Source organism: Oleiphilus sp. HI0125 (assembly GCF_001635355.1).
This window is the reverse complement of the sequence record NZ_LWGF01000112.1, coordinates 1-19,884: the sequence shown is the minus strand read 5'-3', so window position 1 is coordinate 19,884 and position 19,884 is coordinate 1. Positions and strand designations below refer to the sequence as shown.

Below are 19,884 nucleotides of genomic sequence, written 5' to 3'. Positions count from 1 at the left end.
GGATCCGAATGTAGCTTAAATCCCGTCGAGCACGCAAGCGATCCGAGTCGTCTTTATATAAAGCTCGCTGCGTTTAGTTCTTCCTCTACATGAAACTAAAAACCGACCAAGCAGATTTGCTATGCGCTGCGCCAATAATAAATACATAACAGCTTAGCCCTGCGAGCAGGCCGACAAGGCGGTTGCGGGTTGTGTTGCCCCAACGCAGCGTCATCAAGCCAAATCCGATATACAACAATAACGCAATGATCTTCGCGGCTAGCCAAGGCTGTTCGCTCGGCCAAAATGCCCACGTTACCATCATGATTAAACCTGACAGTAGTAAAAATGTGTCGATGAGGTGAGGGAGTATTCGGGTGAGCTTATGCTCGAGCAGTGCGCTTTGCTTTAATGAGAGAATGCCTCTTAGTAGAAAGCCTAATCCTGTGAGGTAGGCACAACTTACGTGAAATCGCGGTTGCTTAAATAGTACCGCAGAAATGCAAAAGTACGCTGGCGTTGCGCTGGGTGTAGATAACAGCGGGAAGACAATCTGGATTCATTAGTGCTGGAAATGAGCCAAGTTTATACGGCAAACATTGGTGGAGAGGGTAGAAAAGTCAGTGCATGCATCTGACTGGATAGGTTCACACTAAATCAACAGCGGACCAAAGGTTTATTACAAAACGTAGCATTGCGAGCTTAGGCGTTCAAATGGATATGGATTATTTATCGTTATTGGAAAACGAGAACCCCATAAAACTAGTCAAAATTACGGAAGTTCTTGCAAGCGAAAAACTTACCATTACTTGCTTAAAAATGGTTAGCAAATGATTCAGGACGTGAAGCTGATTTTGAATAAGCTTTTTGATTAATCACCGGCTCTGAGAGAGTTGAGGTTATGTTGCTCTGTTGGAGCCTCAAAACAATCGACTTGGCCTAACAATAATACATCCGAATTATGCGCTCAAAAACGTGTATTAATTAACATTTGTAATGAAATTACAAAGAATCGGATTTACAACTCCTCACGAAACCTGTGAGATAAGATGCGTCTTTCTTAGGCCTCCGTCTGATATTGTTTAAAAAATTGCTTGAAAGTTTGGTATTGAGTTTTAACGGCCCCTTGTCAATCCTAATCACTCTTTCTCGCAAAGAATATCTTGATTATTGGAGAGGGGCTAATGTTTTAGTGTCTGATTTATTAAAATAAAAATTATTTTTTATAATTCGTAGCGATGCAATATTGTCTGCAGTTTATACGGAATTATGTAAGATTTTTTGTTATGCGTAAGAATATGGAAGAGAAAGCCATATTTATATTTTCAGGGCCATGTCTAAGAGTATTCCCAAGGATAGTTATATACAACTTTCTCCATACAAATGATGTGTCATCAATGTTAGAGAAGTTTGAATTACGCTATCTAGCTGAAACAAATGTAAATCTTATTTATGCAAAAGGTAGAAGAGGGAGGATCCACAGATATCGTTGAACACTTTAAATCCCTGATTGAAACCAATTTCTAAGCTTTACCGATAACGTTAAAGTGTGATTAAGGTACTTTTAATAAAGTTAAACAGTATTGGAACAAAGAGTGTAAAAGAGAGCGCTTACCAGAATTAAATTCAATTTTTGAAAAATCCTAGCACGCATAAGCTGCGCAAGTAGCAAGCTACCTCCGATTGTTGGACAAAGTTAAAGCAATGTCATTAATGTGGGCGTTAGTCAAACTCAGGAAAACTATTACGTGTCATATAAGATAGGTTGGATTAAAAACGGAGTTTTAGTCGAGTTTGTAGGTGAGACTTCGATAGAAGATATAGATGAGGCGAATCAAAAGCTTTACGAAGACGAGCGCTTGTATTCTTGTTTGTTTGTTGTTTTTAACTTTGATTCAGCAGACCTCTCAAAAGTCACATTAGAACAAGTAAGGATTACGGTCGAAAGTGATAGAAATATCTCTTTAGAGTTCCCTGATCCAATACTTGTTATTACCTCCAATCATCCAATTACAGATGCCCTGATCTTCTACTATCAGTTAACCGCAGAGTCGTTTGATGTAAAATGGGATATAAAAAGATTTGGTAGTGTAAAAGATGCATTGCGATGGTGTTATGAATTGGCCTAACAAGGTCAGCTAGCATGCCATCTTTCCGTTTTCTTGGTATTTATATTGATAGGTCATTGTAGTTATTTGATCTTACATATGACCCTACGCTAGGTGTTAAGGATGTATTCTTGCAACTTGTTGGTAAGTTTTTTGATGCTAACTTAATCCAAACAATTCAATTATCGAAAAACTAGAAGTAACATAAACTCATTCTTTGAATGGATAAGCGTCTATAATTTTGATCGCTTTATTTCGCACTGGACGTTTGTACTAGGCAATGACTATATTCTTGTAGAGTTAAAACCCTTGAACTCTGTAATTCGGGTTATATAAACCATGATGACACTAATTTTTTTTATTTTGTTTGCTGCAATATTAGCTATATTCTTCGATAAGAAAGCACTGGGATATGGGCTTTTTGGAGTTGCCTTAATAATCAGTTTATATTGGTTAAATTACCACGCTACAGACCCGCTTTCGATTCTGTTGTGAGGAATCAATTACAATGAACCGCAATCACATTATTGTTTTAAATATATTTGCTTTATTGGGCCTGAATATTGTCTTAATAGTGGGATTGGCGCTTCAGATATTGCTTAATGAGTTGCCTTGCCCTTTATGCTTACTTCAACGTATTGGCTTTGTAATGGTTATGTTTGGATTTATGCTAAATGTAAGGCACGGGATTGAGCAACGTCATTACGGTGTCATTCTTTTGGGAGCTATATTTGGTGCGGCGGCGGCACTTCGACAGATGGCCTTACATGTTATTCCTGACACTCCCGCTTATGGCAGTCCTATCTTTGGCATGCATTATTATACTTGGGCTTTTGTTTTGTTTAGCGCGACCGTACTCGGAGTCGCTATATTGCTAATTTTATGGAAAGAGGAATGGCAGTCAAAAACATATGAAATTACGATCTGTGGTCGTTGGGTATGTTTGCTCACTATTGCAACTGTGGGCGTGAATCTCCTATCAACTTTTGTAGAGTGTGGTCCATTTGAATGTCCGGCAAATCCCGTACGCTATTGGTTATTCAATTAGTCTCCAATCCAACGATTTAATTCTCTGTGGCATATGATTTATCCACACTAACTGAATGTCGAAAAAATCGTAATTTATTCAATATATTTGCTGACTGTTATATTCGAAGATTATCATTTTAATTGCAATCCATTGCATTGCGACAGCAAATAGGAAAATAGAGATTTTCAATGGGTACTGCATTCGGTTTCTCATGCCCTGTCGTGCATTTTATTTCACTTATGCCGTTATCACCAAATCTAAGCGAGAAATATGAATAATGATTCAAAAGGGATGTTATACGGTCTGATTGGTATTCTCTCATTTGGTTTGACATTGCCTGTCACGCGCTACGTAATAGAGTATTTTTCTCCGATGTTCATAGGCCTCGGTAGAGCTACCGTGGCTGGTATTTTTGCGGCAGTATTACTCATCATAACGAGGCAATCTGTCCCTTCAAAAGAACAGCTATACAAATTAATTATTGTTGCACTGGGCGTAGTCGTCGGTTTTCCTGTTCTTTCATCCGTTGCAATGCAAACTGTTCCTGCGTCACATGGAGGGGTTGTACTAGCAATACTACCTTTAGCAACTGCTATTGTTGGAGTCGTGATATCCAATGAAAAACCATCATTTGGATTTTGGGTTACAAGTGTTTTAGGAAGCATGCTAGTCGTTATTTATTCAGTACTTAATGGCGCTAATGCTCTTCATTGGGGTGATATTGCGCTATTTTTCGCCGTATTGAGTGCAGCTATTGGCTATTCTGTCGGAGGGTTATTGTCGAAAGAAATCGGTGGCTGGAGAGTTATATGCTGGGCACTTGTCATATCTACACCGTTCATTTCTATATTTGCACTTTATCATTTCCCGCCAGAATGGAGCTCGGTACCAATAAATATTTGGCTGGGCTTTCTTTATCTTGCACTAGTTAGCCAGTTAATTGGTTTTTTCTTTTGGAACAGAGGATTAGCCATTGGAGGAGTTGTGAGAGTTAGTCAAATACAATTATTACAGCCCTTTGTCACCATTATTGCATCTGCTTTACTTCTTGATGAAATTCTTAAGCTTGAAACTGTAATATTTGCATTGTTAATAGTGATCCTCGTGGCGATCGGAAAGAAACAACCGATATCTGTAGTAAACTAGCTAATTAGTTAAGCTGATTTGGGAGTAAGAATGATCTCCCATGTGTAGGAAAAGTTATGATGCGTAATTATCTCCGTTATTTTTGGAAAGGTCCTAGGAAAACGGGGTGATTATACTTCACGTGTAATTTGACTATGTGTTCTGGATATTAGAAAGAGACCATATTTTTGTCGTAAATCATCAGTATTGTACGGATGCACCCAAGGATTTCGAAGTGACTAATACTTATCAGACTTTTAATTGACGGACTTTGTTTAGAGATATCAATCAATGACTCAAATAGATAGAAAAGATTTCGCGAAGAAAACACTTCTTGGTGGGGTGGTTATTCTATTACCAGTTGCTCTTTTGGTGATGGGCTTTAGATGGTTGTTCCAATTAGTAACGGATCTTATTAAGCCGCTCGCGAATCTAATCATCAATGTAGTAGGTATGCCAGAAATTTTTGCAGATATTCTAGTCTTAACAGGCATGGCTGGTTTGTGCTTTGTAACTGGGTGGCTGGTGACAACAGCTGGCGGTTCATGGTTCCATACGAAATTTGATACCCATTTAGCTCGCTACGCTCCAGGTTATCGTATCATGAAAGATATCGTAGGCCAGTTTTTTGGTGATGTCAGTAAATCCCCATTTGCTAAAGGAGAGGTTGCATTGGTCAAGCTTTTTGGAGACTGCACTACCGAAGTGACGGCACTTGTCACAAGTAAGCATGATGATGGACGATATACTATCTTTATGCCGACCGGTCCGAACCCTACTTCGGGAAATATCTATCATGTTAAGCAGGAACAGGTAACGCTTTATCCTGAGATTTCCGTGAGTGATGCAATGAGGACTATTATCGCGTGTGGTGCAGGCTCGGGAGAGTTATTAGCAAATACGAGTGCTGTTGGATCCAATGTAAGAACGTCGACGAAAAAGGAAACCTCAAAAGGTGATAGTTCCTACGATGATTTGGGGGATTTAATTCAAGATACGCTTTTAGATAAGCGCATTAAACTCTGCTTGCTTAAACACGGTATTGAAACTTTGAATGACTTGCGCCAACTAAGTGAGGATGAGCTGAAAAATATAAAAGGCCTAGGGCCAAAGCGTTTGGAACTAGTGAAGACTTATTTGAATGCAGTGTCTACAGAAACAAAACGTAAAAACTTTAATAAAAATGTCTGAGGTTCTCGGGGACCCTATTAATAATGTTAATGCTTGTTAGCTGACATGCAGGCCTCTCTGGTAAATGTGATCTGCTTTTAGCTTATTAAACAAAGTAAACGTGAACCATTAATTTTTGGTGTAGTCAGGATACTTAGCCTATTAATCGAGTTAGTATTTTGAATCGTCAATAATTCCATAGTTTCTTTTTAGTTCGATAAACTAGCAAATGAGATGTATTTACGATGCGATATCGTCGCGTGCGAATGCGTGTGATTGTATGATTTTGAATATGCGCCTTCACTTTCTCAAAACTAAAAAATGACCAACTTACAGCAGCCCCAAACCATTTAGCATAACAAGGGCAATGCAAACTGGCGCTATGAAGCGAATTGCTAGGAACCATGATTTGAACCAAAATGTTGATTTCAATGCGAGTACTTCTTCGATTTCGTTTCTATGCATTCTCCAACCGATCAATACTGCGACAAGTAGTCCACCAAGAGGCAGCATATAGTTTGCTGTTGCGACATCTAAGAAGTTGAATACGTCGCCAGAAGCTGCAGAAGCTGCAGAAGCGGCCGCACCAATCCACGCAATCGCACATAGACCTGTCACAGAAACAACACGCTTCACGCCTTTGCGCTCAAACCATGCTGCAGAAGGTTCGATCAATGAAATTGAAGAACTTAGTGCTGCGAGAGTTAGCAATACGAAGAACATAAGCCCGATGAACTGACCACCAAACATTTGGCTAAATGCATTGGGTAGTGTCACGAATACAAGGCCTGGACCTGCGCTTGGCTCTAGACCATGCGCGAACACAAGTGGGAAAATCATCATGCCAGCAATAAGCGCCACTAGTGTGTCGACTAAACCGATTGTTAATGCGGTCTTGCCGATGTTGACGTCTGTGCCCATGTACGCGCCATACGCCATGATGCTACCCATACCGAGAGATAGCGTGAAGAAAGCTTGACCCATCGCGGCTAGTACAACGTCCATGGTGATTTTAGGAAAATCTACCTTCCACATGAACTTCATACCACGCGCGACATCACCGGCGAATAAGACGTAACTAAGCAAGATTAGAAGGATAATAAACAGGGCAGGCATCATCACTTCAACCGCTTTACCAATTGACTTTGCGCTACCGACAACCAACAAACCTGTTAAAACAATAAAGATAGTGAGGTATATAAGCTGTAAGCCAAAGTTAGAGGTGAGTTCGCAAAAGTGACCGCTGATAGCCTCTGCAGGTGCATTCATGTAGCTGCGGCTCAGCGAAGCAATGATGTAATCTAAGGGCCAACCAGCGACCACGCTGTAGAACATCAAGATCATAATGCCTGCGCATAAGCCCATTGCCGGTAGTAAGAACCAGTTTTTCGATAAACCATTACGTGCTGCATGATGCTCGACTGCATCAATCGGGTTTGCTTTAGCACTTCGGCCTATAGCGATCTCTGCCATCATGATCGGCAGACCCAACAATAAAATAAACGCGAGATAGATCAGTACGAACGCGCCACCGCCGTATTCCCCAGTCATGTAAGGGAATTTCTAAATATTACCTAAACCGACGGCAAAACCTGTTGCTGCAAAAATGAACGTGAGTTTTGAGGGCTACGTAACGGTAGGGCTAGCAAACATAATCGTCCTTCTTTCGAGGTCTTTTAAACGCGAAAATAATAGTCTTGCTTGAGCGAAATTAAAGCCCGCATTGGTAAATATTAGAAAAAGCTTATTTTTTATCAGATGCGTTATAAGCGCCTGAGCTCGTTAGGCTTTTTTTACATATTGTGCGGTCACCATCATTTCACCGGCGCCATCTACACGGCAGTCTAACTGATGGTCTTTTCCATCTTTGATACGCCAAATGAGGGCCTTGGTTCCTACTTTTAATACTTGAGAGCTGCCTTTCACTTTTAGATCTTTAACCAAAGTCACTTTGTCGCCTTCGGCTAATAGCGTTCCATTAGCGTCTTTCACTTTTAGCATGTCTTCTTCGGCTTGCTCGGCAGGGTTCCACTCGTATCCACACTCCGGGCAAATGAGTAGGTCTCGGTCTTGATAGACATATTCAGAGTTGCAACTAGGACAGGGCAGCAGTGACATGATTACTTAAATCTTCGATTGGGCGATAGGGTTGGGAGAATAGCGCAATCTATCGGGGCTTCCTAATATTAAGCGGATTCATAGTTTTCAGTAATAAAGCGAGGTGTGCAGATTGCCATAAAGATTAAGTCTTCTTCGCCAATGTTTGTGATGCGTTGTCGATCCATAGGGGGGATGCTGGCAGTATGACCTTGGCTGACTTCTCTTGGTCGGTTGTCACCAATCTCGACCAAACCAGTTCCTGAAACAATTACATAGCGCTCAGTTGTATCTTTCAAACGATGCCATGTGGTAGCAACGCCTGCCTAAACGCGAGCCTGAGTAATAGACACAACTGGGTCTTCAGGATTATTTGATAATTTTGTGATGTAACAGCATTCGGCTTCGAACAGGGGTTCTTGGGGTATATAGGGAGCTTATTGGTTTTTGTTCTGATTAAAGCATTGCACCAATCGCTACCCCAATAAATAGGGTCGCAGAGACGAAATCTAATCGGCGCTGGTTTTTAGGATTCGTGAATAACCCCGATACAGATTTCGCCGCTAGGCCATAGCTTAATTTGCATAAGCAATCAGCTATAAACCACGATCCGACGATCACGGTAAGTTGAACGAGCAAGCTTTTTTGAGGATCAACAAACTGAGGCAGTAGGGCGATAAAAAACAAGATGTCTTTCGGATTACTAATCCCCATTAAAAATGCTTGATGAAACAGTGGCATTTTTTTATCCGGATGACTTATTTGATGAGAAGTTTGATGGGATGCTTGATTTGTTTCTGTTGTTGGCTCGCTTATTTCGCTGGAAGGTTGAATCAGTTGAATTCCTAAGTACAGCAAATAGGCTGCACCGGCGTAACGGATGATATTGAACAATAACTCTGAGCTGACAACGATCGCACCTAGGCCTGATGCTGAAATAATTAGCAATACGCTTGAGGCCAAGCTGCCACCGAAGAGCACTGGTGCAGAAGCACGAATGCCTTGTTTAAGCGTGCTGTTTACCATTAATAACGATAAAGGGCCCGGTATCGCGATGACGATGATGATCGCGGTGAAGTAGAGGAGCCAAGTTTCAATTTGCATTCGATATCCGTTTTCTGTTGGTGTCATGCCGGACGTGATCCGGTATCTTTCAGCCTTACAGGCTGGTTTAATTTAGTACTACTTATCTTGTTTTTATGTTCTTTCTTGCTCGCACAAGAAAGAACCAAAGAAGTGCATACCTGCTCTTCGGCCCTTCGGGTTCATTCGTAACTTGGTTAAAAATGGCGCTGCGGAACTTATCCGCTTCGCGGATTTCGGACAGTCTTCGCTGTATCCATTTTTAACTTGCAGTTACTCATCCTTCGAGAAGGCAATTTTGCTTCGATAAAGTTGGTGATTACACCAATTTCCTTTCGCGACTCACCTAGTCAGAAAGGGTAGTGTAGGCTTCGATTAAGCTTTACGAATACTCCTAGCTTTATCGGAGTAGCCTCTTTCCCCATCTCGAAGGGCGAAAACTCGCTAGTTCAAATCGGATTAAGCGAGGACTGTTTGAGCGTAGCGAGTTCCGCAGCGCCGATTTGAACAAGAGTTTAAGCGTAGCCGAAGACCCTGAGAGTTTGGGTCGCCTTTAGATTCCAAAGACCTTTGGCGATGCAAAGGTCTTTGGGCGCGGTCGGCCGCCGCCGGCAGGATAAATGGAAATAAATCTGTCATGCCGCGAGCCAACGCATAGCCCTTAACTCGACCTTTAGGTCGAAACCTGAAATCGCATCCTGTGGCAAAGCCACAAAAACAAAAAAAGGGGCCAAAGGCCCCTAAAAATTATCAAGCTCAGGAGTTGTGCTTAATAAGGAGTCGTTAATAGCAAATGCTATTTAGAAGCCATCCAATCGATGATTTGCTGACGTTCTTCGTCAGTCATCTGAGTCATGTTGCCAAGAGGCATATAACCCGTTTGGGTAACTTCAATAAGTTTCTGTTTCATTGCAACAACCGTGTCGATGCTTTCTAGCTCAACGCCTGCTGGTGCGCCCGCTGCTTCAAAACCTGGTTGTGTTGGTTGCGCTGCGTGGCAGGTTGCACAACGTGCCGCCATGATATTCATTGCTTGCTCGTCGCTGATCACAGTTGCGTTCTCTGATGGAGCAACCACTTTTTGTGTGTGCGCCATAACGCCAGCAAGTGCTACAAGCATGACCGCTGCAATTACTAGGATCACAGGCTTGAACTCGCCACGGTGACGCAAGTTAAAGAAGTGACGTGCGAAACCAGTGATAAAGATTATTGCTGCCAATACTGCCCAGCCGTACTCGTGCGAGTAAGTCATTGGGTAGTGGTTGCTGATCATGATGAAGATCAACGGTAGCGTTAAGTAGTTGTTGTGCGTGGAACGCAACTTCGCAAATGCACCGTACTTAGGATCAGGCGCTTCACCACGTTGTACCGCTTCAACAAGCGCACGCTGTGAAGGCATTATGCCGAAGAATACGTTACCCGCCATGATAGAACCGATCAGCGCACCTACGTGGATGTATGCACCACGATCTGAGAATAGTTGGTCTGCAACCCAAGCCGAGAAAGCTAGGAAGGCAAATAGTACAAGACCAAACGCACCGTCTTTATGACGAAGAGGCGTTTTAACAAGAATCTCGTAAACTGCAAAACCGATAGCGATGAAGCCCATACCAAGGCCAATTGCTTCCCACTGGCTAAGTTCAAGCTTGCTGTTGTCGATTAAGAAGCTCTCTGCGCCAACGTAGTATACAATCCATAGCATCACCATACCGGTTAACCATGTTGTGTAGGCTTCCCACTTGAACCAGTGAAGGTTCTTAGGCATCGCTTCTGGCCCAAGCTTGTACTTGGCAACTTCATAGAAACCACCACCGTGGATTGCCCAAAGGTCACCACCGATGCCTTTGTCTTTTTTCCACTGCGGCGGATTTTCAAGGCTGTTATCAAGCCATATGAAATAGAACGACGCGCCAATCCACGCGACACCCGCGATGACATGGAACCATCGGAAGAATAGGTTTAACCACTCTAGGAAATAAGCTTCCATTGTAAATATCCCTTATTGTTTCTCGTGGGCAAGTTCGCCCGCGACATAAGTTGCTTTAACTGAGCGGTCGTCGCCCAAAATGATCATTGCGAACAGCTTCTCGAAGAGTGTTTTACACTTCGACTGCTTCAAACTCATCAATGGTGTTGAATCGTAATCAAGTACCGCAAAGTCAGCTTCGCGATCTGCCTGGAATGAACCAATTTTGTCGTCTAGTTGAAGTGATTTTGCGTTGCCTAAGGTCGCCAAGTACAAGCTCTTAAGTGGGCTTAATTTTTGACCTTGTAGCTGACAGATTTTGTAAGCTTCGTTCAAAGTTTGAAGCATAGAGAAGCTTGTGCCACCGCCAACATCTGTTGCAACGGAGTAGCTCACTTTCTCTTTTTCAAGCTTTTCTACATCTAGCAAGCCACTACCTAGGAATAGGTTAGAAGTGGGGCAGAAGCTCACGCTTGCGCCTGTCTCGCGAAGACGTTCGTGCTCGCGAGGCTCAAGGTGAATACCATGAGCAAACACTGAGCGAGGGCCTAGCAAACCGTACTGGTCGTAAACGTCTAAATAGTCTTTGGTTTCAGGGAAAAGCTCACGAACGAAAGCGACTTCGTCTTTGTTTTCACTGATGTGTGTTTGCATGAACGTGGTTGGGTGCTCTGCCATTAACTGGCCAGCTTTTTCCAATTGCTCATGCGTAGAGGTGATCGCAAAACGCGGTGTGATCGCGTAAAGCTGACGGCCTTTCTCGTGCCATGCTTCGATCAACTCTTTGCTGTCTTGGTAAGAGCTTTCTGGTGTGTCGATGAGGAACTCTGGCGCGTTGCGATCCATCATTACCTTACCGCAGATCATACGCGTATTTCGTTGCTCTGATGCTTCAAAGAAAGCTTCAACACTTTGCTTGTGCATCGTACCGAATACAAGCGCTGTTGTAGTACCGCACTTCAATAGCTCGTCTAAGAAGAAGTTAGCGATTTTAGATGCATATTCTTTGTCTTCAAATTGACGCTCAGCAGGGAAGGTGTAGTTATTCAACCAGTCTAATAGCTGTTCGCCATACGATGCGATCACTTCAACCTGAGGGAAGTGAATGTGTGTGTCGATCATACCTGGAATAATAAGTTTGCCAGAATAATCAACGACATCCGCATTGTCGTATTTGCCAGTAAGTGCTGAAGCTTCGCCAGTTTCTAGCACTTTACCGTCTTGAATTACGAGTGCGCCGTCTTCAAAGTACTCATAAGCTTTCTCGCCGTCGACATCAGGGTCTGACAAGAAATGGAGAATAGATGCGCGATAAAGTTTGATACTCATAGTTTAATCTTTACAGCTATAGTGAAATTTCGATTTTGACGTCGTCGTCAAGGTAGATTTCTTCACAGTTGTGGCCGTCACCAGAACGGTCTACAACAAGAAAATCACAGACTTTGTATAGGCCAAGCACAGGGTGATGCCAAGTGTTCTTTCTGTAGTTCACACCTTGGTCTTTGGTTGCTAAGAACAGGTGTAAATTTTCCGGCTTCAAGTCTTCAACCGGATCTCCTACCAATACCAAGTAGTCTTCCCCAGAAAGTGGCTGAAATGATTGAGATCCAAATGGGTGGCGCTCCATCATCTTGATTGGCATTGGCAGCGCACGTGGTTGTGCACGGAAAATATTAATGATCACTTTGTCATCAGCAGGGTTCTCAACTTCAGTCGTAACCAAGTTATGAAAACGCTCTGTGTTGCCATCATTGATCATGATTGGCTTGTTGCCATCGCACTGAACCACTTCACCGAAAGGCGCAAATGCCTCAGCTGTAAGTGGCTTAGGTGTGAGTTTGTAAGTCGCCATGCGCTTAGCTGCCTCGGTACGTAGAGATGCCGTAAGCAGAAACTAGAAGTGGCACGTGGTAGTGCTCTTCAGGCTTCTCGATACGGAAGTCAAAGTTTACGCTTGGGTAGAAACAGGTTTTGCCTTGCTTCTCGAAGTAGCTATCCGTATCGAAAACAATGCGGTAGATGCCTTTTTCACGGTCTTGGCCTTCGAGCCAATCAGTGATGCGGCCATCGCTGTTAGTCACGCCAGAAGCGATCTTTGTCCACTCGCCGTCTACTTGCTTGAAAAGCTCAACTGCGATGTCTGCTGCTGGGCCGCCTAGGTTAGTATCTAGTACATGCGTTGTAATAGGACTTGCCATGGTAAGTTTTCCTACTTTCGTAAATTCTCGTTTGCTTTATAGAAGGCACCATATGCTTTGTTAAAACTGTGCTCGCTCGGTCACGTACTTGCGTGTACGCTCCCTTTCTGCGCGCAGTTTTGCCTTGCCTATGGCGCTCCTATTTCAGCACCGTAACCTTGGGTGACAGTGCTTCTTTCAACTTGTTTAATGCTTTCTATCGCAGCACCGAAACTATCTCAGGACAGTGCTTAATTCCTTCGTCGTTCCCGCGCAGGCGAGAACATATCTGTCTAACTTTCGAACTATGCGCTTGGAAGCAACTTATCAATACGAATTGCGGTGATTAGTGCTTGCTGACCCGCTGCATTCTGAAGCTCAGTCTCACGGTCGTTCGGTAGACGTTGCTGAAGAAGTTCGTTCATTTCAGCGGCGCTTTTACCGGTTGCACAGACGATGAAGATAAAGCCAAACTTTTCTTCATAGTCAGTGTTACCTTGCGCAAGCGCTTCAATCGTCGCGTCATCCGCTTCGTTTACTGAAGACTGTTCACCTGAAGCAAGCTTCTTGGTGTGCGCGTACTTTTCACGAAGACTAGTTACGTCACCGATTTTTGGATGTCCTTCGAAGGCTTCCAAAAAGTCTGCTTCGCCCATGTTTGCCCAAACGTCTTTCGCTGCTTGATGGCACGCTTCGATCGATGCGAAAGGAAGTGCTTCAACCATGCCTGCTACCCAGCGTGAGCTGGTGCAGCAGTTTGTGAATGCGAAAGTTGCGTCTTCTGCGTTCAACGCGTTTAGTGCGTCGATTGTGTAAGTTAAATCTGCCATGTTCGTATCAGTCCCTTACTTCGCTTCTGGGTAGCCCCAGAGACGTAAGCGACTGATGCCACCATCTGGGTACATTTTGATGCGAATGTGCGTGAAGTTTGTTTCAGTGTTTTGAACTTCTGCAGTGAAGGTGTGCTCACGGTCTGCGTGAAGCACTGTGCGCGGCATGATTTCAGTCCACTCAATTTGGCTCGCTTCTTTACGACCAGCCGTCAATGCGTCTTGATGTGCATCTTGCTCAAGCATGTCAACGTCAGCAGATTGTTCTGCAGTCAGTACAGCGCCTTCTAGTGAGAAACCGTTAGGGTAGTTGCCTTTAAAGTGGCAAGTGTCTACCAAGATCTTGTTGATGCTGCCTTTTGTCGCAAGCTGAAGAACCAACCAGTCATTGTTGCGATCAACAGTCTTATCGCCAACATTACGACGACGCTTAGTTTCCCAACCGTCACCCATGTTTACGCCACGCTCTGGCATCACAAGGTTTTGCATGTGGCTGAAGAACATGTCTGAACATACAAGAGGGCGTGCGCCATTTTTGATGTATGCAAGGTCTACTGGCTCGTTTGGTAGGAAGTGTGCAGGGTCAACAACGACGTCACCATATACACGCAAACGTGCAACACCACCGTCTGGATACATGTTGAAGCGAACGTGTGTCCAAACTTGCTCTGAAGATTGGTCAGCCACTTCGATAAGGTTTTCGCTACCTGGCTCAACCGCAGTTTTTGGGATGATTTCAACCCATTCAGTGCTGTCGGTAGGCTCGCCAACGATGTTTGCAGCTTCAAGAGAAACGTGTTGTGGCGCGTTACCTAAAAAGTGGTTTGTGTCAGCGTTGATCGCTTTGATCACGCCTTGTGCACCTAGCTTGATGATACACCAGTCGTACATCAAGCCATCGTCTGATGATCCATCAGGAAGGAAACGACGACGGCGAGATTCCCAGCCGTCCATCCACTTACCACGATCTGTAAATTTGTCGTCGATAAATACGCCACGGCCTGGCTTAAGCAGGTTTTCCATTTCTGCGAAAAAGTCGTTACTGCAAGATAGCGTTTGACCGCCAAGACGACGCGAAGCAAGGTCGGTGTAACGTAATTCGAAACGGTTCATTTGCGTATGTGGAAGCATGTTCGTTGTTTCTCTCTATAAATAGGTGCTAGTCAATGTTTGTTAAAGTTGATTCGTCTGAACTTGGCGCGTTGTTCTCAGTAGGCAGAGAATCAAGCTTCAAGCGATAACCTTGTTCTTGGTTATCTACCTCACCACCAAGCTCTTGCTTGATGTCTTTCCATGCGAGGCCGCGTCTTACTTCAGTTTGTTTGTCGCTGTTTTGGATGGCGATCAGCTCACCCGCAATCGAAACCGCGACTTCCATTGGCAACTTGCCTGGTACTTCTGCAAGCCCAACAGGGGATTTAATGGTCGCGATTTGCTCTTCGCTATAACCGCGATGCGCTAAGCGTTTTACAAAACGCTCAGCTTTTGTGTCTGAACCAATTAAACCAATATGGCGAAGTTGGCCGTGATCAAGCGCTGCCATACTTAGTTCGAAATCTAAAGCGTGGTTATGCGTCAAAATCAGAATGTCGGAGCCTGCTGGCAAGCTCGCGATTTCATATTGAGGTTCTTCGCTGACAATTTTGGTGACATTGGCAGGCATGGTTTCTGGAAATAGTTCTGGACGAGGGTCAATCCAAGAAACACGACAAGGCAGGGCGCCAAGAATTTTAATCAACTCTTTTGCGACATGACCTGCGCCAAATAAACCAATATGAAAACGGCATGCGCCAAAGGTCTCAATGAGCACTGTTGCGCTACCACCGCAGCACTGGCCTAAAGAAGCTCCAAGCGGAAAGTGGTGAATTTGTTGACTGTCTTCATTGGCTGTTAACAGTTCACGCGCTTTGTTGGTCACCACAAATTCTAAGTGGCCGCCACCAATGGTGTCGTAGGTACTGTCAGCTGTAATCACCATCTTGCTGCTGTTATCACGTGGCGTAGAGCCCGTGCAGCCAAGAATAGTCACCAAAGCATAAGCGCTGCCAGAATCCTGACATCGCTTTGCTGCATCGAACCATGTTTGTGAGCGCATTTGAGTTACCTAAAGTTCCTTTGTCCTAATGTCGTATTAGGAGTTCGCTATGTGCTTGCGAGTTTCGTTCACCGCATTCAATACACACTCAGGCGTTGCTGGTGCGTTCATTGGCGGGCTGAACTTGTATTCCGCCATGCTTGAAACGGCGTCGCGTAGTGCTGACCACGCTGAAATACCCAACATGAACGGAGGCTCACCCACAGCTTTCGAGCGGTAGATAGTCTCTTCTTTATTTGGAAGTTGTTCCATAAGCTTCACGCGGAAGTCGATTGGTGTATCGCCAACTGCTGGAATCTTGTAGGTCGCTGGGCCGTTTGAAAGTAGGCGGCCGTTGTCGCTCCATACGAGATCTTCTGTGGTCAACCAACCCATGCCTTGAATGTAAGCACCTTCGATCTGACCGATGTCGATCGCAGGGTTAAGTGACGCACCAACGTCTTGTAGGATATCTACGCGTGTGACTTTGTATTCGCCGGTTAGGGTGTCCACAATCACTTCTGACACAGATGCGCCGTTTGCGAAGTAGTAGAACGGACGACCTTTACCTGTGTTGCGATCGTAGTGGATCTTAGGCGTTTGGTAGTGACCGCTTGAGAACAATGGTACACGCGCCGTGTAAGCGTTTTGCGTGAATTCCGCAAATGGCGTCCACACTTCTTCGCCATCTGCTTTCACTGCAACAACGTGGTTGCTTTCAAAGCGAATCTTGTCTTCGCTTGTACCGTTAAGTTCAGCTGCGTACTTGATCATGCCGGCTTTGATGCGCAAACAAGCGTCGCGTGCTGCCATGCCGTTCAAGTCAGAACCTGAAGATGCAGCCGTTGGAGACGTGTTAGAGACTTTGTCAGTACGTGTTGCTGTGACCTGAATAGTGTCTAGGTCGACTTGGAATTCGTTGGCAACAACTTGTGCAACTTTCACGTATAAACCTTGGCCCATTTCCGTCCCGCCGTGGTTTACTTGGATCGAACCGTCTGTGTAGACGTGAACCAAGGCACCGGCTTGGTTAAGGAACTGAACAGTAAATGAAATACCGAATTTAACAGGAGTCAGCGCCAAGCCTTTTTTCAAGAACGCAGAGTTTGCGTTGAATTGCTTGATCTCTTCGCGGCGCTTCCAGTACTCAGAGCTTTCCTCAAGCTGAGAGATCAATTCTGGAAGTACTTCTTGCTCAACCGTTTGGCCGTAGTGTGTTTCGTTACGTGGGTCGATGCTGCCATCTTCCAAGCGCATTGAATCGTGCTTCACGCCGTAAAGGTTGCGCTTACGAATGGTAAGCGGGTCTTCGCCAAGATGACGCGCAATGTCGTCCATCATTAGCTCAGCCGTGATCACACCCTGTGGGCCACCGAAACCACGGTAAGCGGTCGCAGATACAGTGTGTGTTTTACAACGGTAACCAGTAATGGTTGCATTGTTTAAGTAGTAGGCGTTGTCGCTGTGGAACATCGCTCGGTCAACGATCGCGTCTGACAAATCAGGCGAGTTACCACATTGGCCTGCCACATTAATAACGGCACCTTGAATAAGGCCTTGTTCGTTGAAACCAACTTTATAATCGTTTTGGAAAGCGTGACGCTTACCCGTCATGATCATGTCATCGCCACGAGACATACGGTATTTCACCGGACGCTTAGTGTGGTGCGCTAGCAATGATGCGATACATGCAAGTGGTGCTGCTTGGGTTTCTTTACCACCGAAGCCACCACCCATGCGGCGTACTTCAACGTTTACTTTGTTGATGCTGATATCAAGCACTTCTGCAACGAGCTTTTGTACTTCAGTCGGGTGCTGGCTAGATGTAAAGACATCCATACCGCCGTCTTCTGTCGGTACAACTGTTGAGATCTGACCTTCTAAGTAGAAGTGCTCTTGGCCTTTTACGTAGAAGTCGGCAGAAATAACATGCTCTGATTCAGAAAGTGCTTTGTCTGCATCACCACGTTGGTGTGAGTGCGTAGGGCGAACGAAGAACTGATCCTTCATTGCTTTATCAACAGTAAGTGTTGGCTCAAGTTCTTTGTATTGAATCTGAGCCAAACCAACAGCCGCTTTCGCTTGTTCGTGTGTTTCAGCCGCAATCGCAAAAATAGGTTGGCCGATGTATTCACACTCGCTTTCAACTAATACTGGATCGCCCGGGAAAACTGGGCCAATGTCTGTATGACCCGGAACATCTTTCACTGTAATAACTTTTACAACACCGGGTGCTTTTTCAACAGCGCTTAAATCCATTGATTTGATAAACGCGTGTGCGTATTGGCTACCACCGACCGCTACGTGCAGCGTGTTTGGCAGTTCTGGCATATCGTCAACATATACTGCAGTACCGGCAACTTGTTTCGCCGCACTTTCGTGCTTCATACTTTCGCCAGTTTTACCCTTTGCAGGACGCATGCGTTTGTTATCTTCTACATCAATCAACTTACGCATTGTTGTTCTCCTGCGGGTCGTACGTGTTTACTACATCTTTCGCAGAAAGTGTGGTGGTAAAGATTTGCTCTACACGGCTAACGCTTTCTGGGTTAAGAATCTCTAATGCTGCTTTCTCAAGAAGACCTTGTGTTACCTGAATACGGTAACCTGCCGTTGCACGTACATCGCTGAATGGCTGGAAGTCTTCAGAGGCTTTTTCTCCTGCTTTGCGGAAGGTTTCAACCGTCATTGGTTGGTTGATCAATGCTGCTTCAATTGCTGCACCCGCTTTAGGGATGGCAGCCATGCCACCAAAGCCTGTGCGTACAGCCGTAATTTTGCCACCTTGTACTTTTACTTTGATCGCAAGAAGCACTGCTGAAATATCGTCTTCGATACGCTTAGAGATTTTGTACACTTTCAAGTGCTCACACGCTTCGCGGCGTGGAATACGGATCGCGCGGATGTATTCGCCAGTCTGAAGAAGTGTTTTCTTGTAGTCCAAGTAGAAAGTGTCTAAAGGAATCCAGCGGTTGCAATTTGCACCCGCGATTTCGATATCTGCATTTAATGCAATTAATACTGGTGGCGCGTCACCAATTGGTGATGCGTTTGCGATGTTGCCGCCCATGGTTCCGTTGTTACGAACTTGGCGTGCTGCGAAACGCTCTAGTAGCTGAGCGAACTCAGGGAAGTGCGCTTCTAATACTTTTTCGCAATCAGTCAGTGATGCTGCACCACCGATGGTGATGTAGTTAGCGTCTTCACTAATTGTTTTCAAGCTATCGATTTGATTGATCGCAACAAGCTTATTAATGCGACGATTCATTTGCGTCACTTCAAGTGCTAGATCGGTTGCACCGGCAACGATTCGTGCATCAGGATGGTGCGCAATAATCTCTTTAAGCTCTGATTCGGTGCGAACGCTCCAAGATTGACCTTCTTCATTGGAGGTTTCACCTTTGTTTGAAGGTGATGTGCTAGAAGGTGTCCAAATTTCTGCTTTCACTTTGCCTGGGTATGATTTCATTGACTTCGCTGCGTCAATAATTGGCTTGTAGCCAGTGCAGCGGCAAAGGTTGCCAGAAAGTGCGTCGTAAATTTCGTGAAGTGTAAAAGTCTTATCTGAAGGTGTGTTTTCAAATAAAGCGGTTAAAGACATGATGATGCCAGGAGTACAGAAGCCGCATTGTGATCCCTGCTTATCTACCATTGCTTGCTGAGCAGGGTGAAGCTCTGAACCATTAGCTAATGCTTCAACAGTAATAAGGCTTTTTCCGTCAATCTGTGCGAGGAAAGTGATGCATGAGTTGATCGCACGGTAATGCCATTCACCATTGTGCATTTCACCCGCTAGTACTGAACATGCCCCACAGTCACCAGAGCCGCAGCCCTCTTTAGTGCCAGTTAAGGATTGGCGTGTTCTCAGATAGCGAAGAACGGTCATATCAGGCTGGATGTTATGTTCGCTAACTTCCTGACCATTTAAGAAAAAAGTAATCACGTCTTTACCTCAAGTTGCTGTAATGCGAGTAAGACTCGCGCAGCAATAGTTTTAGTTCGTTTGACGCCGTTCGCAAATAATACATATTTGTGAAATCAATAAAGGCGTTTTATGCATAAGTTTCACGAGTGTACATTAAAAAACTGACCGAATGGTAAGTGAAATTTGTAAATTCGTTATTTTTTTTGGCTAAATCCCGAACTAATCAACACTTTGAAGCTGTGATATGGATCAATCAAGTCTCAAAATTGAATCTATATAATTACAAATATAACCAAATGGTCAGCTAATTTTATGAATTT

The 19,884-nt window shown here is 44.4% G+C and carries 18 protein-coding genes and 1 pseudogene; 5 read left to right on the top strand and 14 right to left on the bottom strand.

Going from position 1 to position 19,884, the window contains the following annotated elements; all coding sequences use genetic code 11:
- Window positions 1–85: 85 nt before the first annotated feature.
- The gene (locus tag A3762_RS01785) at window positions 86–481 is read right to left on the bottom strand and encodes a SirB2 family protein (protein ID WP_068753811.1); all 396 of its coding nucleotides are present in this window, start codon (window positions 479–481) and stop codon (window positions 86–88) included.
- Window positions 482–1,727: 1,246 nt separating this feature from the next.
- Here A3762_RS01785 and A3762_RS01780 point away from each other — a divergent pair.
- The 5 genes from A3762_RS01780 (at window position 1,728) to A3762_RS01765 (ending at window position 5,433) form a co-directional block, all read left to right on the top strand.
- Window positions 1,728–2,108 (top strand): hypothetical protein, encoded by a 381-nt coding sequence (locus tag A3762_RS01780; RefSeq protein ID WP_156493128.1) that lies wholly within the window; start codon window positions 1,728–1,730, stop codon window positions 2,106–2,108.
- Window positions 2,109–2,426: 318 nt separating this feature from the next.
- A complete protein-coding gene (locus A3762_RS28745; protein ID WP_369820653.1) occupies window positions 2,427–2,582 on the top strand; it encodes a DUF5993 family protein in 156 nt (51 codons plus the stop codon).
- 13 nt (window positions 2,583–2,595) lie between these two features.
- The gene (locus A3762_RS01775; protein WP_068478163.1) at window positions 2,596–3,135 is read left to right on the top strand and encodes a disulfide bond formation protein B; all 540 of its coding nucleotides are present in this window, start codon (window positions 2,596–2,598) and stop codon (window positions 3,133–3,135) included.
- A gap of 252 nt (window positions 3,136–3,387) precedes the next feature.
- On the top strand, window positions 3,388–4,263 hold the full coding sequence (locus A3762_RS01770; protein WP_068753808.1) for a DMT family transporter: 876 nt from the start codon (window positions 3,388–3,390) through the stop codon (window positions 4,261–4,263).
- Between the two features lie 270 nt (window positions 4,264–4,533).
- On the top strand, window positions 4,534–5,433 hold the full coding sequence (locus A3762_RS01765) for a DUF502 domain-containing protein (protein ID WP_068753806.1): 900 nt from the start codon (window positions 4,534–4,536) through the stop codon (window positions 5,431–5,433).
- 309 nt (window positions 5,434–5,742) lie between these two features.
- On the opposite strand, the gene A3762_RS01760 is transcribed toward A3762_RS01765, so the two are convergent.
- From A3762_RS01760 to xdhA, 13 genes and pseudogenes are all read right to left on the bottom strand, one after another.
- Window positions 5,743–6,963 (bottom strand): sodium-dependent transporter, encoded by a 1,221-nt coding sequence (locus A3762_RS01760; RefSeq protein ID WP_082868878.1) that lies wholly within the window; start codon window positions 6,961–6,963, stop codon window positions 5,743–5,745.
- Between the two features lie 231 nt (window positions 6,964–7,194).
- Window positions 7,195–7,530 (bottom strand): zinc ribbon domain-containing protein YjdM, encoded by a 336-nt coding sequence (locus A3762_RS01755; protein ID WP_068753804.1) that lies wholly within the window; start codon window positions 7,528–7,530, stop codon window positions 7,195–7,197.
- 68 nt (window positions 7,531–7,598) lie between these two features.
- Window positions 7,599–7,814, bottom strand: a pseudogene (locus tag A3762_RS26855) (cupin domain-containing protein); the annotation flags it as partial.
- Between the two features lie 151 nt (window positions 7,815–7,965).
- Entirely contained in the window at window positions 7,966–8,613 is a 648-nt protein-coding gene (locus A3762_RS01745; RefSeq protein ID WP_068753802.1) for a LysE family translocator, read from the bottom strand.
- Window positions 8,614–9,388: 775 nt separating this feature from the next.
- On the bottom strand, window positions 9,389–10,579 hold the full coding sequence (locus A3762_RS01740) for a urate hydroxylase PuuD (protein WP_068753800.1): 1,191 nt from the start codon (window positions 10,577–10,579) through the stop codon (window positions 9,389–9,391).
- 12 nt (window positions 10,580–10,591) lie between these two features.
- Window positions 10,592–11,887, bottom strand: coding sequence for a guanine deaminase (gene guaD, locus A3762_RS01735; RefSeq protein WP_068753798.1), 1,296 nt, complete (start codon window positions 11,885–11,887; stop codon window positions 10,592–10,594).
- Between the two features lie 16 nt (window positions 11,888–11,903).
- On the bottom strand, window positions 11,904–12,410 hold the full coding sequence (locus A3762_RS01730; RefSeq protein WP_068478172.1) for an ureidoglycolate lyase: 507 nt from the start codon (window positions 12,408–12,410) through the stop codon (window positions 11,904–11,906).
- Window positions 12,411–12,414: 4 nt separating this feature from the next.
- On the bottom strand, window positions 12,415–12,756 hold the full coding sequence (gene uraH / locus A3762_RS01725; protein WP_068478173.1) for a hydroxyisourate hydrolase: 342 nt from the start codon (window positions 12,754–12,756) through the stop codon (window positions 12,415–12,417).
- Window positions 12,757–13,040: 284 nt separating this feature from the next.
- The gene (uraD, locus tag A3762_RS01720; protein WP_068753796.1) at window positions 13,041–13,565 is read right to left on the bottom strand and encodes a 2-oxo-4-hydroxy-4-carboxy-5-ureidoimidazoline decarboxylase; all 525 of its coding nucleotides are present in this window, start codon (window positions 13,563–13,565) and stop codon (window positions 13,041–13,043) included.
- 15 nt (window positions 13,566–13,580) lie between these two features.
- Window positions 13,581–14,696, bottom strand: a complete 1,116-nt coding sequence (gene alc / locus A3762_RS01715; RefSeq protein WP_068753794.1) for an allantoicase — start codon at window positions 14,694–14,696, stop codon at window positions 13,581–13,583.
- Between the two features lie 28 nt (window positions 14,697–14,724).
- The gene (gene xdhC, locus A3762_RS01710; protein WP_068753792.1) at window positions 14,725–15,660 is read right to left on the bottom strand and encodes a xanthine dehydrogenase accessory protein XdhC; all 936 of its coding nucleotides are present in this window, start codon (window positions 15,658–15,660) and stop codon (window positions 14,725–14,727) included.
- 36 nt (window positions 15,661–15,696) lie between these two features.
- Window positions 15,697–18,096, bottom strand: a complete 2,400-nt coding sequence (gene xdhB, locus A3762_RS01705; protein WP_068753790.1) for a xanthine dehydrogenase molybdopterin binding subunit — start codon at window positions 18,094–18,096, stop codon at window positions 15,697–15,699.
- Window positions 18,089–19,582, bottom strand: a complete 1,494-nt coding sequence (gene xdhA, locus A3762_RS01700) for a xanthine dehydrogenase small subunit (protein ID WP_068753789.1) — start codon at window positions 19,580–19,582, stop codon at window positions 18,089–18,091. The genes xdhB and xdhA overlap by 8 nt, the downstream gene beginning before the upstream one ends.
- Between the last annotated feature and the right edge of the window lie 302 nt (window positions 19,583–19,884).

What these genes read in the sequence shown, in the direction of transcription:
- A3762_RS28745 (WP_369820653.1), top strand. Translation starts at nt 2,427, where the DNA reads ATGATGACACTAATTTTTTTTATTTTGTTTGCTGCAATATTAGCTATA.
- A3762_RS01775 (WP_068478163.1), top strand. Translation starts at nt 2,596, where the DNA reads ATGAACCGCAATCACATTATTGTTTTAAATATATTTGCTTTATTGGGC.
- A3762_RS01770 (WP_068753808.1), top strand. Translation starts at nt 3,388, where the DNA reads ATGAATAATGATTCAAAAGGGATGTTATACGGTCTGATTGGTATTCTC.
- A3762_RS01765 (WP_068753806.1), top strand. Translation starts at nt 4,534, where the DNA reads ATGACTCAAATAGATAGAAAAGATTTCGCGAAGAAAACACTTCTTGGT.
- A3762_RS01760 (WP_082868878.1), bottom strand. Translation starts at nt 6,963, where the DNA reads ATGACTGGGGAATACGGCGGTGGCGCGTTCGTACTGATCTATCTCGCG.
- A3762_RS01755 (WP_068753804.1), bottom strand. Translation starts at nt 7,530, where the DNA reads ATGTCACTGCTGCCCTGTCCTAGTTGCAACTCTGAATATGTCTATCAA.
- A3762_RS01745 (WP_068753802.1), bottom strand. Translation starts at nt 8,613, where the DNA reads ATGCAAATTGAAACTTGGCTCCTCTACTTCACCGCGATCATCATCGTC.
- A3762_RS01740 (WP_068753800.1), bottom strand. Translation starts at nt 10,579, where the DNA reads ATGGAAGCTTATTTCCTAGAGTGGTTAAACCTATTCTTCCGATGGTTC.
- guaD (WP_068753798.1), bottom strand. Translation starts at nt 11,887, where the DNA reads ATGAGTATCAAACTTTATCGCGCATCTATTCTCCATTTCTTGTCAGAC.
- A3762_RS01730 (WP_068478172.1), bottom strand. Translation starts at nt 12,410, where the DNA reads ATGGCGACTTACAAACTCACACCTAAGCCACTTACAGCTGAGGCATTT.
- uraH (WP_068478173.1), bottom strand. Translation starts at nt 12,756, where the DNA reads ATGGCAAGTCCTATTACAACGCATGTACTAGATACTAACCTAGGCGGC.
- uraD (WP_068753796.1), bottom strand. Translation starts at nt 13,565, where the DNA reads ATGGCAGATTTAACTTACACAATCGACGCACTAAACGCGTTGAACGCA.
- alc (WP_068753794.1), bottom strand. Translation starts at nt 14,696, where the DNA reads ATGCTTCCACATACGCAAATGAACCGTTTCGAATTACGTTACACCGAC.
- xdhC (WP_068753792.1), bottom strand. Translation starts at nt 15,660, where the DNA reads ATGCGCTCACAAACATGGTTCGATGCAGCAAAGCGATGTCAGGATTCT.
- xdhB (WP_068753790.1), bottom strand. Translation starts at nt 18,096, where the DNA reads ATGCGTAAGTTGATTGATGTAGAAGATAACAAACGCATGCGTCCTGCA.